Origin of the sequence: Akkermansia sp. BCRC 18949 (assembly GCF_045011645.1) — a bacterium.
GTDB classification, from domain to species: domain Bacteria; phylum Verrucomicrobiota; class Verrucomicrobiia; order Verrucomicrobiales; family Akkermansiaceae; genus Akkermansia; species Akkermansia massiliensis.
In genome coordinates this window covers 1,417,178-1,431,031 of the sequence record NZ_CP123619.1, presented here as the reverse complement: position 1 = coordinate 1,431,031, position 13,854 = coordinate 1,417,178, and the positions used below count along the sequence as shown (strand labels likewise).

Genomic DNA, 13,854 nt, shown 5'->3' with positions numbered 1-13,854 from the left:
AGGCATTTGGGGGCAAAAAGGAGGCATGGCGCGCGCTGGAACATTTTACGATTGATTCAGCCCGGATTTATAGGAGACTTTGCGGCGAATGGAACACCGCTACAGGCAATTGATGCGCAAGGTCAGGCTTTACCTGCTGACGGAGGTGCGTAAAAAATCGTGGGCCAGCAAATTCCTTTCCGCCAGGATTTTTGACCCCGTCTACTGGTCCTGGAACAGGCAGTCCGTGGCTACGGGCGCCGCCTGGGGGGCCGCGGCGGCGATTGCCCCGCTGCCCATGCAGAGCCTGTGGGGCGTTTTCGCCTGCCTGTGGCGCAAGGGGAATATCCCCGTAGCCATCCTGATGGCGTGGCTTTCCCCCCCCGGCTTCACCTTTTTCGCCATTCCGGCCCAGTGGTGGCTGGGGTGGTTCCTTTTTTCCCTTGTGGGGCTCCCCACGTCCGGAGCGAACTGGCAGATGCTGAAAACGGGAGTGCAGCAATGGTCCTGGGCCCCGTTTGACGGGTTGAGCATCGGCATGGTAAGCCTGGAGTTCCTGACGGGCTGGATTGTTTCCAGCGTGGTGCTGGGCTGCCTGTGCTACGGTCTGGTGCAGCTTGCATGGGGAGCGGGACACTTCCTGCGCAGTAGGAAAAATCCGGGCAAGACTTCTTCCGGAAAAGGTTTTGGTAAATAAAGCCGCCACCTGTCATGTGTTGCAGGGGGAAGCAAGCGTCTGCATGAGATAGATATATATTTTATGGACTTCTGGAATTTGAAAGTATCATTTTATTATTGACGTTTATGGTGAAAATATTATTTTTGAGAAACTTTCCTGAGTATGATGTCTCCCTCTATTGAGGCCCTGTTCAAGAAATATTTACACTGCCTGATCTTTCTTTGGTTTGGCGGGGTCACGCTATTGGGCTGTTTTTGTTCCCAGGCTGAAGAACCGTTGCCTGATGGAGACACGGGAGCGCTCTCCATTGAATCGAAAACTGCCCTTTATTCCGCTGATTGTTATATCAAGGGAGAAGAAAATGAAGACGATAAAAAGAGAAGTTCCATAGGCATAGGAGAATCCTTCACTCTTACGTTGACGGGAAAACCCATGGGAGATATTGAAAAATTGACATGGGAATTTGTTTCAGGAAAGGAATTGGTGAAAGAAAATGAAGAAAACGACTTTAAAGGTAAAACGGAAATTACATTGACGGCTAGAAAAGATCTGACACCAGATCAACTTAAGAACGAATCCAGCATCGAACTGAAAGTTACAACAAGCGAAGGTCTTATAGTGACCATGCAAAATCCGATAGCCGTATTTTTTCCCACCGGAATGACCGCCGCACATAGGGGAACCGGGACACCAGAGGTAGGCTGTAATAACCGGGGCGCTACGCAACCTTCAGCCCAATTGGTTGTTACATTGCAGCCTACGAACGTCTCCTTTAAAAATATTAAAATCATTGAACGGGATTTGGGTTCCGATCCCAACAATCCTCGAAAAACTCTGGATCCTGGCCATACAGGTCAGGGAGTTGATAAAGTAATAGAAATTAACAAGGCGAATCGGTTTGAAGATCATCTTAAAGGAACGGTTGCCCATCAGGATATTCAACAGAAAATACATATTTTGCCGCAGAATTGGAAATGGAAATGTTCCTGGCGCGTTCATAAGGGCAGGGGTGGACCAATAGCAACTTCTGGAAATGATGATGTGGGACAAATAGGAGAAGTTGTCGAACAAAGTTTTAAATTTTATTATATGCTCAATCCTCAAACGCAAAGAATAAGTGCCGTTTGTGGGGAAGTGTCGAAATTTGGATGTACGGCTCAGGCTTATTCAGATGGTACCGGAAATCATTATAACTATTTGGGACCTAAAGAAACCAATTAACGGAATTAGATTATGAAAATGCAGTCTTGTCTTCTCTCCCTCTTTATGGGAATCGTGGTTTCTTCACATGCGTCAGATTTTCCAGTTCCCTTGGAAAAACCTAGTAATATCAAATCTTTAAGTGATGTTCCGGAAGATATCAAGGCCTTGGGTGTCTTGCTCAAGGAAAACAAGCTCGAAGAATTTTACAAAAAATCTAGGGAATGGCATCTCAAAAGTTATCCTCATTCAGAAGATATAGTATCTGTGCGGAAGTTTTTCTGGCTTGCCTACTATGTTTCCTTCGCGCCTCTTTTTCCTTTTGAGGATGATGATTGCAGGACAACGGCTTCCTTTAACGACAACATAGATTTACGGCTTTTGGGAGACGTTTTTGATCGTTTTCTCAAAATAGCCCGGAATGATCTGGATGAATTCACAACCCAGCAGCCCCTGAAACGGAAGGAATTGGCGCCTCTTTTCAGCCTTTATGCCGCCCGCATGCTGAACAAAGTTAGAAATGCCTATGTTGACGATTTGCCGGAACGGGAAAAGGTTGCTCGGCAGAATTATCAAAAAGCGGTTGCCGAACGCATGGAAAAAGCAACTACGCTGGAGGAAAAACTTGATCCGTTTGGAGCGGAGAGCGGAAGGATGTCTACTAATTTGAATAACAAAATAGTGGCCAACGACGGAAGGAATATGGAGATTAAAAGTACCGTCGAGAGGATGGAAAGGTATTTCGTGCCTACTTTGGTTCGCCTGTTCCCCGGAAAAAAGGGAGAGGTGATCAAATATATCCGCCTGGCAGGCTATCAGGGAGGGGAAATCAACGATCTTGTGGACCGTACTGTAGGGCGGGACTCAACCACGGAATTTCTGTACAAGGGACGTGGCAGCAAGGATGCCCGATAAGCTTTTCTAAATTTATTTTTTTGCCATTACTAACTCGTTCGTGTTCTGCTGTTGGAAGCTGAGAACACGGAGTCTCCCAGTCTCTCTCCCGGGAGAGACGAAACTTGGAGCATTTTTCCGGTCGTCAGACGGCCACTTCCATCAGCAGAACGGTAGAGTTCTGGACCGCTTCAATGGTGATGGAGTCCGTATCCGTTATTCCGGCTCCGTCCCGGCGGTGCAGCACCGTGTCTCCGATCTTGATTTCTCCGTCTATCACGAAGACATACACCCCGGTGTTCTGGCACTTGAATTGATATTCCCGTTCCACGCCCCGGTCGAGTTCCGCCCAGGAGAACCAGGCCTGCTGCATGATGGAGATATCCGTTTCCGGAGCCAGGAAGGTGGAAATCTCATTGTGCTTCAGCAGGGGCTTGATGTCGTAGTCCCGGTATTTGGGGGGCGTGTTGACCCTGTCCGGAATGACCCATATTTGAAGGAATTCCAGGGGTTCCGTGGAACTGCCGTTGAATTCGCTGTGCTGGATGCCCGTTCCGGCGCTCATCACCTGGATTTCTCCGCGGGTGATGGTATGGCTGTTGTTCAGGCTGTCTCCGTGGCGGAGCTGTCCTTTCAGGGGAATGGAAATTACCTCCATGTTCTTGTGGGGGTGGGTGCCGAAGCCTTCTTCCGGGAGAACCGTGTCGTCGTTGAGTACGCGCAGGGCTCCGAACTGCATGCGGTCCGGATTGAAATAATTGGCAAAACTGAACGTATGGTATGTATTCAGCCATCCGTGGTTGGCATGCCCACGGGAAGATGCACGGTCAATGATGATGTTCATGATTGATAGGGTTGGTATGGAAAGCGGATTCCCGCCTGTAGATGGTTTGACCGGATGGACCCCGGGGCTGTTCAAGGCGCATGACAGCATGTCCGTTGACGTAAAATAAATCGGCAACACAAATTGATGGTGCAATGTCTCTTATTTTAAGGTAGCGTGTCGCGGTACCTGTGCAAACAAGACAAGGCGTATGGCTCATCGGACATTCATGAGATGGATCAAGGGATTGGTTCCTACGGTGATTATTTTGCTGGGCGCCTTGGTGCTTGGGTGCATCTGTTATGTCTCCATCTGGGGCGCTCCCTCCTTTGTCGTGCAGCGTGTGGAACAGGCTCTGATGGAAAAAGGCATTCCCGTCCACATAGAGACGCTGAAGATTTCCCTGTGGCCCCGCGCCGTGGTGACCTTGAAGAACGTGGAGCTGCTGGATCCTGGTGTTCCTCCGGAGGCGCGCCGCCCCGTGGCCCTGCTGCATGAGGCGGACGTGGCCCTGAACTGGAAGGAGCTGATAGACGGGCAGGTAGTGCCGGAACGGCTGAACGTGAAAGGGCTGGACGTCAATCTTCCCGTGGACGCGGAAAAGCCTGAAAGAGTTTTTTCCACCGCAGGGCTGAATGCGGAGCTGGACCTGGGGCGTCCCGGCATGGTGGACATCGTGAAGGCTGATGCCGTGGTGCAGGGTATCAGCGTGACTGCCCAGGGGGCGTTTTCCATCGGGCAGGAGGATTCCGGAGATTTTACGCTGACGGCTGAAGACATGGCCGCCGTCAGGGAGCAGTTGAACCAGGTGCTGAAATACCTGGACCGGGTGAAGTGGCCGGAGGCGTCTCCGCCCAGCCTGGCCGTCAATTTGAGCGACGACCCGAAAGGGGGAGTGCGCGTGGGCATGGATTTGCAGGCTCCTTCCCTGAGGTACGGGAAAATCCGGGTCAGGGATTTCCTGTTCAGCGGGGATTACGCGGATTCCGTCATCATGGCCAAGCGCTTTACCATGAGGGATGCGGAAACGGCCGGCTTCGTCAATCTTTCCCTCCAGGCCGATTTGAAGAAACGTTCCCTGATCTGGGATGTCCGCAGCACGGCTCCCCTGGTGTCCTGGGCCGTAGCCATTGTTGATGAAGCCCTGGTGCCGCGGGAGATGAAGTTCCTGAGCGAGCCGCACGTACAGGTGTCGGGCCGTGCGGTTTTCAGGGAGAACTGGGAGGGCGTGGAGCATCTGAACGTCATGGGCTCCGGTTCCATGGGAGCTTTCTCCGTGCTGGGGGAAAAGTTCCAGAGGGCCTCCTGCGATTTCAGCTATGAGGACGGCAATTTTTATGTGACGGATTTGGACATACGGCACCCCGGCGGCGTTTTTTCCGGCAAGGTGATGGGCGTGGACGGAGAGATCAAGATAGACGTGCACAGCACGCTGCCCATGCATGCGATGCTGGACATGGCCCGGTCCATTGCTCCGGAAGACGTGAAGCTGCCTCCTACGCTGGAAATCAAGGGAGACCCTGAATTGAAAGTGTACGGCACCGTGGGAATGGGGAAGGGCTGGAAAGGGCCGTTCCGGGTGGACCGCCTCCAGATTGAAGCGGCCGTGACGGACGTCTCCTACCAGGGGGTGGAGTTCGCCTCCGCCGCCGCCAGGGGGGAATTGATCGGCCGCTCCATCAATGTCACCCAGTTGGACCTGGCGCGGGAGGACGGCCATGTGAAGCTGGAAGGCAGCTATCTGGGAACCGATCTTGTCTTCACGCTGGAATCTGATTTGAAGCCTGAATTGCTGGTAGCCCTGGCCGGGAATTTAGCGCCCATTCCCGAGAATTTGAAGCTGCCGGAAAAAGCCTCCCTGTGGGTGCACGGCAGGCTGGATATTCCGGAAGGCAAGCCTGTGGAGCCCACGCTGGTCCGGGCGCGCATCAATGCGGAAAACCTGGCCTGGAACAAGGTGCCCGTGAAGACGGCGAATGTGGAGGTGGAGTACCGCCCCAACCAGCTTTTTGTACAGAATTGCCGGATCGGGATGGAGAAGGGCGTTTTTGAGCTGTTCGCCAACGGTTTCCTGGACGGCCAGATGTTCGTGATGGGGCAGTCCACGGTTCCGCTGGAAACGATAGACCGGCTGCTGGGCATGAAGGATGACGACTTTTTTATGAGCCGCTTCGTCTTCCGCAAGGATTCCGGCCTGGAGCTTTCCTTCCAGGGGACGCTGGGCCTGTACAATCTGGAAAAGGCTTACGATTTGCAGGCCACTGTTTCCGCGACGAATACGCGGTACAAGGGCGTGGACCTGAAGTCCGCGCGGGCGGATGCCCATCTGGTGACGGACCAATTGGTGCTGACCAACGTGACGACGGTGGTTTCCAACGGGAATTACCTGTCTTCCGCCGGGTTGTCCGGCGGTCCCGCGGAGTGCACGCTCAAGGCCAAGAGCATAGATTTCCGCTTTGTCCAGGATACGGTGGAGGTTCTGGGCATGGAGGGGCAGGCCTACCCCGGTTATACCATGCGCATGTTTTCCGACAACGCCGCCAAGGTTTTGAAGGAGTTTGTCTTTACCCGGCCCGTGACGCTTTCCGGCGGAGGCATGTTCCCGATGGGGGACGACATGAAGCTGATGAAGGGGCGCATCCGCTTTGACGCCTCCGCGGGGCGCGTGCGCTATCCCTTGCTGGGAACCACGCTGGACCTTGGAAAGGCGAAAGGGGAAATTCTTATTTCCCCGCAGTGGGTGGTGGTGGACAAGATGAAGGGCACCATCTGGGACGGCTCCTTTACGGGGCGCGTGCTGGCGCAGATTGACGATGGGGACGCCCTGAATGGCTCCTTTGTCCTCCAGGACATGAACCTGACCTCCATCGGGAGATCCTACGGCAAGAAGATGGAGAAGGCCACCGTGCACGGGGCCATTGAATTTTCATCCAAGGGAGGCAATATGAACTCCATCCAGGCGAAGGGCGAGGCCGCCCTGGTGCATGGGGACCTGGTGGAAATCCCCCTCTTCGGCTTTTTGGGGGAAGCCCTCTCCAATTATATTCCGGGCCTGGGCCACCTGATCAATTACAAGATCACCAGGGCCGACTGCGATTTTTCCATTGAGAAGGGCTATATCCGCACCAGCAATTTCTCGGCCAAGGGCAGCAATATGTCCCTGGAAGGAGGCGGCTGGATACGCCTTGCCGACTTGCAGGTTAATTCTGATTTCAAGCTGGGGCTTCGCGGCCTGCCGGGGCTGATTACCTCTCCCGTCTTCCTGCTGGCGGGGGGATTGTTCCAGGTGCGCGGCACGGGGCCTTTGAGCAATGTTTCCTGGAGCTTTGCGCCGTTCTCCGGCGGAAAAGCCCCTGTTCCCCCCGCGGCGGCTCCCGCCCGGAGGAGGTAGAGAAGGGGAATGCCGGGTTTCCCGGAGAAAAGCGTCATGGAGCGCCGCATGCCCACGCGGCGACTGAACGGAAACGCGGCTGCAAGCCGCGCCCTTTTGTAGTCCCGTATTGGATTGATGTTTCCCGTCTTTAATGAACCGGTCCGCCAACGCTCATTGATAATCCGGTTGACACACAGCATGCAATGTTCCGTGACGCAGCAGGGCCGTTCCGGACAATGCCGGAACGGCCCTGCGGGTCCGGAGAGCAGAGCGTCTCCGCTCCACTCTCTCTCAAACCTCAATTCTCCTTAGAAGTCATACCGGTAGCCCACGCTTCCGTTCACCGAGTTGGCTCCGTCACGGAAGTCCGCGTTCCCGTTGATGAAGACCGTTCCCTGCGTTCCCACCGGCACGCTCAGCCCCGCTCCTATTTGCAGAGCCGTCGTTCCAACCTTGGTCCCACGCACGCTTTGCATGAAGCCGGGGTTGCCCAGCAGCGCCACATTGGTTTCTCCGCGGCGGTCGCCCATGTCCTGGGCCGCGTTCACTCGGAACTCAGCCAATGCTTCTCGCCCGAAGATGTTGCTGCCAATGAGCCCCATCCACCGGCCGCCCAGCGCAACCGTTCCCGTTGTCCATTCCTGCTTGCCTACGTTCAGGCCCGCGTTCCCCGCTCCCGTTTCCGTGTAGCCGTCCATTCTCGTGGTTACTACCGAGGCGTTGGCCAGGGGCTGCAGGATGCTGCTCCTGTCTTCGTTGAGGTACACGTCGTAGGTCAATTCATACATCGCTCCAAAGCCCCACCCGCTGGTGTTGCCCTGCGTGCCGTAGCTGCCTTCCCCGTAGTTGACCGTGCGGTTGAGCTTCGCGTTGTCCCATCCTCCGGAAAAGGAAGAGGCGTCCCAGCGTCATTCATCATGGATTCCTGTAGAAAATGGATTTCCTGAGGGAGATTCCGTCTTCCTTCTGCCAGAAACCATGATACAGATGGAAACGGCAATGATGAGCAATTCCAGAAAAAAAGACCAGTGCAGCAGGAAGTTCAGCCACCAGGGGTGGTACTGCGCCTGGACAGTGGCCAGCGCGTGAAAGCGCATGGACCACGGAGCCAGGAGAGGGATGTCTCCCACGATGCAGTCCAGAAGGAGGTGCAGGAAGCCGCTCATGGAAAAGATCAGCAGCCATGTTCCGCCCGTGCTCCATGGTTTGATCCGGCTGGCTCCCCATGCGAGGAGCATCAGCGCGAACCAGACGGAAGGATAGTGCGTCCAGTAGGAATGATGGTGGTGCTGGCGGCCGTCCAGGGTATAAAAATAAAACAGGTCCAGGTCCGGGGCAATCGCCCCCAGCAGGGCGGCGGTCATGACGGCCTTCCTTCCCGGTGTGCGTAAACGGATGGTTTTTGCCAGGAGATAGCCTGCAGGCAGATGGGCGATGAACATGAGCGTTCAATAGAAGAAAAACGGACAAAGACGGACAGTCCGGGTGCGTACTACCTGGAAAAAGGTTTTTCCACCCAGTCAAAGGATAGTTCCCTGTTTCCGCCTCCCACGGAAGAATAGACTGTTCTAACGCCGCCGGATGAAGGATTCTTCCAGATGAGGGACAGTTCCTCAATCCGGCTTTCCCCCGATTCCAGGAAGATCTTGTGAATGCGGAGGCCAGGCAGGCGCCAGGCCCTCACGTCCGGGTGGACATAGGTGGTTTCCCAGGCGGTTTGATGTTCTTTGCCGGTTCCGCACGTCCATGTAATGCTCAAGGACATTTTTTTATCAGGGGTGCTTTTTCCGGCCCCGGTATATTCCACACTGACGGGAATGGTCCCGGAAGATTGCGGGATGGCTGCCGGGCTGCAAACAAGGGCGGCGAGGGATAGGGGAAGGAGGCTGATCATTTTTTCACAAGGGAGGGAGGCGTTGAGAAAAAAGGGGGCGGCTGGCCTGCATCAGCCGCCGCCCCCTTGGAGAGGGGGGTTATCTGCCGGATTTGCCCAGCTTGTACCCGGCGTAGGTTTCCGTGTTGTACAGGGGCTGGTTGTCCGGCACGGCGTAGCCGATGGATTTGCGGATGGCGAGGAAGTCCGCCACGCCTTCCGGTCCCACCTGGTTCAGGGGGGCCTTGTGCAGCCCGGCCATCAGCACCATGCGGCAGTAGGCGTCCGCGTTTTCCATGAACCATTCCGCTTCTTCCACGTCGCGGGCTCCGGTGATCACGCCGTGGTTTTCCATGAAGACCACGGTGGATTGTTTGGCCGCTTCCGCTACGGCTTGCGCCGTCTCCAGAGAGCCGGGCGTGCCGTAGGGGGCCAGCGGGATGTGGCCCAGGAAGATGTCCGCTTCCGGATTGATGCCGGAGGGGGGAACCTGCCCGGCGAACAGGAAGGCGTTGCAGTGCGGGGGATGGGCGTGGATGCAGGAGTTGACGCCCACGGATTTCATCATGGCGATGTGCGTTTTCACCTCACTGGTGGAGGGGCGTATGCCCGCCTTCTGGCGCGCGTCCATGTCCACCATGCAGATGTCTTCCACAGTCATGAAGCCCTTGGAGCACAGGGTGGGGGAGCAGAGCAGCAGGTTCTGCGCCACGCGCACGGAGATGTTGCCCCCATTGCCGTCCACATATTCGCGGTTCCACAGGCGGCGGCCTATGTCGCACATGCGTTCCTTGATAACCAGGATTTCAGGGGAATGGAAGAATTCGTTCACTTCCTCCCGCGTGACGGGGTTGTATTTTTCCCACGGGAACACTTTGTCCGGGAGGGGAGGGGAGATTGACCAGTCTTCTGACATATTTAGTTGCGTGTTAGTGGTTGAGCTTTTCGTAGGCGGCTTCCTGGGGACCCGGCATATACGTCCGGTAAGTGATGCCGAAGGCGTCCCTGGCCTGCTCCGGCGTAGAGTACACCCCGGCGCCCGCAAAGGCAAACATGGATGCGCCCAGCACGGTACTTTCAGATACTTCAGAGACCTTCACGGGGATCCGGAGGATGTCCGCCCGCATCTGGGTCCAGACGCTGTTTCTGGCGCCTCCGCCCACCAGGATGAGGAATTCGCTTTTGAACCCGCCCACGGATTCCAGGCGGCGCAGGCGGGATTTCAGCCGCCAGGCAAGCGCCTCCATGGCGGCGCGGTAAATGTGGCCGCGCGTCCGGCCCAGCACCAGGCCGCCGATGGAGCCTTTCCGGTCCCCGGAAGCCAGGAAGTCCGGAGCCATCGTTACGCCGTCGCAGCCGGGGGGGATGGCGGCCGCTTCCGCATCCATGGTATCGTAGGATTCACCGCGGAAGCAGGTGGCTTTCACCCATTCAATGATGCCGGAACCGAGCCATTGCAGGCCGGGGTTCAGAAGGCCCGGTTCCGCGTCGAATTCCGCCGTGGCTCCGTCCGCGTAGTCCTCCGGTGTCAGCCGGGCCTGCGCGGAGCGCGCCATCAGGATTTCCCAGGTGCCGGAGGAAAGGACCGGCTGGTCCCTGTCCGCTCCGGAACCGAAGATGGCGAACTGGGTGTCGTGCCCCGCGGAAATGACGGGGATGCCCGCCAGGGCGGGGATGCCCATGGCCGCCGCCGCTTCCGGCGTGAGGACGCCGATGGTTTCCCCCGCGTCCACCGTGGGGGGGAAGAGGCCGCGGCGCAGGCCTAGGCGGTTCAGGATAAGCTCGGAAAAGTCTCCCGTTTCCAGGTCCGTGAGCTGGGAGGTCCCGGCCATGGTCCGGTCCGTCGCCATGACGCCGGTGAGCTTGTACGCCAGGAGGTTGGAGATGAAGAGCCACGCATGGGCCTTTTCCAGCAGCTCCGGGCGGTTTTCCTTGATCCAGACGAGCTTGTAAATGGTGTTGAAGGCAAAGGCGCCCACGCCGGAGATGCGGTCAAGCTCTTCCTGGGAGATGTACTTGCCGATGTTTTTCATGACCTCCGCCGTGCGGGGGCACTTCCAGGAAATGACGGGGTAAAGCTGGCTGCCGGAGGCGTCCACCAGCGCGCCGTCCACGCCGAAGGTGGTGACGGTTACCGCCCGCACCTGTTCCGCATCCAGGCCCTCAAGGGCCTTCACGGCGCATTCGGAGAGCTGCTTGAAAATCCGGTCCGCGTCCCAGACGTGGAATTCCGGGTTTTCCTCACCGGGCAGCGTGGCGTTCGGCTGCGAGGCCTTCCCCGCGATGACGCCTTGTTCATCCACAACCATCGCGCGCGCGTTCGTCGCGCCGCAGTCCAAGCAGAGGGAGTACATAGAGAAATACTAAATATTGAAGATTAGATACTAAAGGGAAACTGTTCAGAGATTTTGCCCGGCAAGCGTTTTTGTCGTAGCGGTCAATAGCCGCATTAATTCCAGGCAATCCTGTTTCAAGCTTTCAAATTGCTGGTCCGTCAGGCAGGAAGTTGCATGCAGAAGGCGGAGCCAATACCAAGTCTCCGAACATTCTTTTAGTGAAATGTGTACTTTGGAGAAGAAGTCTTTTTTGCTTACGGCATAGGAAGCTTCTGCGAGGTTGGCTCCTATGCTTGTTCCGGAGCGCAGAATTTGCTGGATCAGTGCCTGCTCGCACCGTTGCTTGCGAAGATGGCGGCATAAGGAAACGATACGAATGGAAAAGGCAAAACTTTTTTCATGAGCGGCACTTTCGTTCATCTTTTAGTCTTTAATCATTCGTATTTAGTCTTTGATATTAACGCTGAACGTCATCAGGGGAAGAATGTCTTCCCCTGATGAAAAGGTCAGTCGTTAATATTTGCCGTACAGCGGGCCGTAGTTGGCGCAGGCGCGGAAGTCGGCGCCTTCCGGGTCCGCGGTGCCATGGAGGCCCCAGGCGGAGGGACGGTAGATTTGATCGTCCGGGATGTTGTGGGCGTATACGGGGATGCGCAGCATGGAAGCGAGCGTCAGGATGTCCGCGCCGATGTGGCCGTAGGTGAAGGCTCCGTGGTTGGCGCCCATGTTGGCCATGACGCTGTAGACGTCCGTGAAGGCTCCCTTGCCGGTCAGGCGCGGGGCGAACCAGGTGGTCGGCCAGCCCGGATCGGTGCGTTCGTCCAGGGTCTTGTGCACCTTGGCGGGCAGGTCCACGGACCAGCCTTCCGCCACGATGAGGACGGGGCCGAGGCCCTTGACGATGTTCAGGCGCATCATGGTGACGGGCGCGCCGCCCTTGGTGACGTAGTGGACGGAGTAGCCGCCGCCGCGGAAGTATTCCCGGTTGGCCGGGCACCAGACGGCTTGTTCCATCATGGTTTTCGCGTCGTCCGGGGTAACGTCCCAGTGCTTTTTCATGACGGGCTTGCCGTCCTTGTCCGTGCAGGCCATGCAGCCGTCCAGGGCCGCGGAGCCGGAGTTGATGAGGTGGATGATGCCGTCCTTGGCATGGCCTTCCAGCTTGTAGCCCGTGACGCGCTTCACGGCTTCCGGGCTCCAGTAGGTGCGCACGTCCGCAAAGACGTTGGCCTGTCCGGTGAGCAGGTAGCCGAAGAGGAGGCAGGCTCCGTTCAGGGAGTCGTTTTCCGTGGCGAAGGGCATTGGCGCGCGCGGGCCGTTCCAGTCAAAGGTGGAGTTGAGCAGGGTTTCTGCAATGTCTCCGTTCGGGTAGAAGTCCGTCCAGTGGCGCTGGCCCTGGAAGCCGCCGGCAATGGCCTGGTAGCCCAGGGATTCCTCTTCGCGGTCAATTTTCTTGAGCTTGGGGTTGCCCTGCATCATGTCCCGGAAGATCATGGCCATCAGCACGCTTTCCTTGAAGGTCCTGCGGCGTCCGGCTTCGTCCAGCTTCAGGTCCGGGCGGTTCTTGTCTTCGGCGAATTTGAAGACGGCGTCCGCCCATTGCATGGCGAGGTCGAATTCCGCTTCGTCGTAAATCTTCTGGTCCATGCGGCGGCGCACTTCCGTCATGTCCACGGCCTGTACGCGGATGCCCAGGTAGTTTTCCCAGAAGGACTGGTCCACGATGGAGCCGGCGATGCCCATGGAGCAGCCGCCGATGGAGAGGTAGCCCTTGCCGCGGAGGGTGGCTACGGCCAGGCCGGCGCGGCAGAAGCGCAGGATTTTTTCAGCCACGTCTTCCGGAATGGAGGTATCCCCGGCGTCTTGGACGTCTTTCCCGTAAATGGAGAAGGCGGGGAAGCCCTTCTGGTTCAGTCCGGCCAGGGCGGCGGCCAGGTACACGGCGCCGGGGCGTTCCGTGCCGTTGAAGCCCCAGATGGCTTTGGGCGTGAACGGGTCCATGTCAAAGGTCTCGCTGCCGTAGCACCAGCAGGGCGTGACGGCCAGGGAGACGCCGACGTTGTTGGCCTTGAATTTGTCCGCGCAGGCGGCGGCTTCCGCCGGACCGCCAATGCAGGTGTCTGCGATCACGCACTTGACGGGTTCGCCGGAGGCGTGGCGGATGTTGGCCTCAATGAGAACCGCGGCCGCCTTGGCCATGTTCATGGTTTGATCTTCCAGGGATTCCCGGACGCCGAGGCGGCGGCCGTCAATCGTGGGGCGGATACCGATGGTTGGTAATGCTGTTTTCATATCTTGCGTAGGTGATGTGAAGCTGGTTCAGGCCTGGGCAGGCGCATCCTCTTCCTTTTTCAAATGGGTGTTGCGGAAGAAGAAGCCGTAGATTAGTACCACGGCAAAGCAGATGATGGGAATAAAGAAGGATGACCGCACCGCTTTTTCCACAAAGTTTTCCTGGGCTGTCTGGAATTGCTTCATGTCCAGGGGGTCGGAAATCAGGTTGCCAAGTACCTCGGCCTGGTTCCCGGAGAGCGTGGTGAGCGCCGGAATCAGGGAGAATTGCTGGATCTGCTGCTCCCGGTCCGCGGGGGCGGGCAGGCGGTCCAGGTTGGCCTTGAAGACCGCCAGTTCTTCCGGCTTGAGGCCGGAGCAGCCGGGCAGGGATTTGGCCGCCCGGTCAAAGGCTTCCCCGTCCAG

At 57.1% G+C, this 13,854-nt stretch carries 11 protein-coding genes and 1 pseudogene; 4 read left to right on the top strand and 8 right to left on the bottom strand.

What is annotated here, in order from left to right:
* Positions 1 to 88 precede the first annotated feature (88 nt).
* The 3 genes from P8A25_RS05930 (at position 89) to P8A25_RS05920 (ending at position 2,773) form a co-directional block, all read left to right on the top strand.
* The gene (locus P8A25_RS05930) at positions 89 to 676 is read left to right on the top strand and encodes a DUF2062 domain-containing protein (RefSeq protein WP_215442683.1); all 588 of its coding nucleotides are present in this window, start codon (positions 89 to 91) and stop codon (positions 674 to 676) included.
* 144 nt (positions 677 to 820) lie between these two features.
* A complete protein-coding gene (locus tag P8A25_RS05925) occupies positions 821 to 1,879 on the top strand; it encodes a hypothetical protein (RefSeq protein ID WP_146019644.1) in 1,059 nt (352 codons plus the stop codon).
* A 12-nt stretch (positions 1,880 to 1,891) separates the two neighbouring features.
* A complete protein-coding gene (locus tag P8A25_RS05920) occupies positions 1,892 to 2,773 on the top strand; it encodes a hypothetical protein (RefSeq protein WP_146019645.1) in 882 nt (293 codons plus the stop codon).
* A 124-nt stretch (positions 2,774 to 2,897) separates the two neighbouring features.
* Here the strand turns inward: P8A25_RS05920 and P8A25_RS05915 are convergent, their stop codons facing one another.
* Positions 2,898 to 3,596, bottom strand: coding sequence for a pirin family protein (locus tag P8A25_RS05915; RefSeq protein WP_215442684.1), 699 nt, complete (start codon positions 3,594 to 3,596; stop codon positions 2,898 to 2,900).
* Positions 3,597 to 3,804: 208 nt separating this feature from the next.
* Between P8A25_RS05915 and P8A25_RS05910 the strand changes: the two genes are divergently transcribed.
* Positions 3,805 to 6,966, top strand: coding sequence for an AsmA-like C-terminal region-containing protein (locus P8A25_RS05910; RefSeq protein ID WP_215442685.1), 3,162 nt, complete (start codon positions 3,805 to 3,807; stop codon positions 6,964 to 6,966).
* 290 nt (positions 6,967 to 7,256) lie between these two features.
* Here the strand turns inward: P8A25_RS05910 and P8A25_RS05905 are convergent.
* The 7 genes and pseudogenes from P8A25_RS05905 to P8A25_RS05875 form a co-directional block, all read right to left on the bottom strand.
* Positions 7,257 to 7,826 (bottom strand): annotated as a pseudogene (locus tag P8A25_RS05905) (autotransporter outer membrane beta-barrel domain-containing protein); the annotation flags it as partial.
* A 30-nt stretch (positions 7,827 to 7,856) separates the two neighbouring features.
* The gene (locus tag P8A25_RS05900; RefSeq protein WP_215442686.1) at positions 7,857 to 8,390 is read right to left on the bottom strand and encodes a metal-dependent hydrolase; all 534 of its coding nucleotides are present in this window, start codon (positions 8,388 to 8,390) and stop codon (positions 7,857 to 7,859) included.
* Positions 8,391 to 8,440: 50 nt separating this feature from the next.
* The gene (locus P8A25_RS05895) at positions 8,441 to 8,842 is read right to left on the bottom strand and encodes a hypothetical protein (RefSeq protein ID WP_404838793.1); all 402 of its coding nucleotides are present in this window, start codon (positions 8,840 to 8,842) and stop codon (positions 8,441 to 8,443) included.
* Between the two features lie 79 nt (positions 8,843 to 8,921).
* Complete coding sequence (locus P8A25_RS05890) at positions 8,922 to 9,737, bottom strand: class II aldolase/adducin family protein (RefSeq protein WP_102726363.1); 816 nt, start codon at positions 9,735 to 9,737, stop codon at positions 8,922 to 8,924.
* 13 nt (positions 9,738 to 9,750) lie between these two features.
* On the bottom strand, positions 9,751 to 11,175 hold the full coding sequence (gene fucK, locus P8A25_RS05885) for an L-fuculokinase (protein ID WP_215458372.1): 1,425 nt from the start codon (positions 11,173 to 11,175) through the stop codon (positions 9,751 to 9,753).
* Positions 11,176 to 11,220: 45 nt separating this feature from the next.
* Entirely contained in the window at positions 11,221 to 11,577 is a 357-nt protein-coding gene (locus P8A25_RS05880; protein WP_022398386.1) for a four helix bundle protein, read from the bottom strand.
* Between the two features lie 93 nt (positions 11,578 to 11,670).
* A complete protein-coding gene (locus P8A25_RS05875) occupies positions 11,671 to 13,449 on the bottom strand; it encodes an L-fucose isomerase (RefSeq protein ID WP_215443319.1) in 1,779 nt (592 codons plus the stop codon).
* Positions 13,450 to 13,854 lie beyond the last annotated feature (405 nt).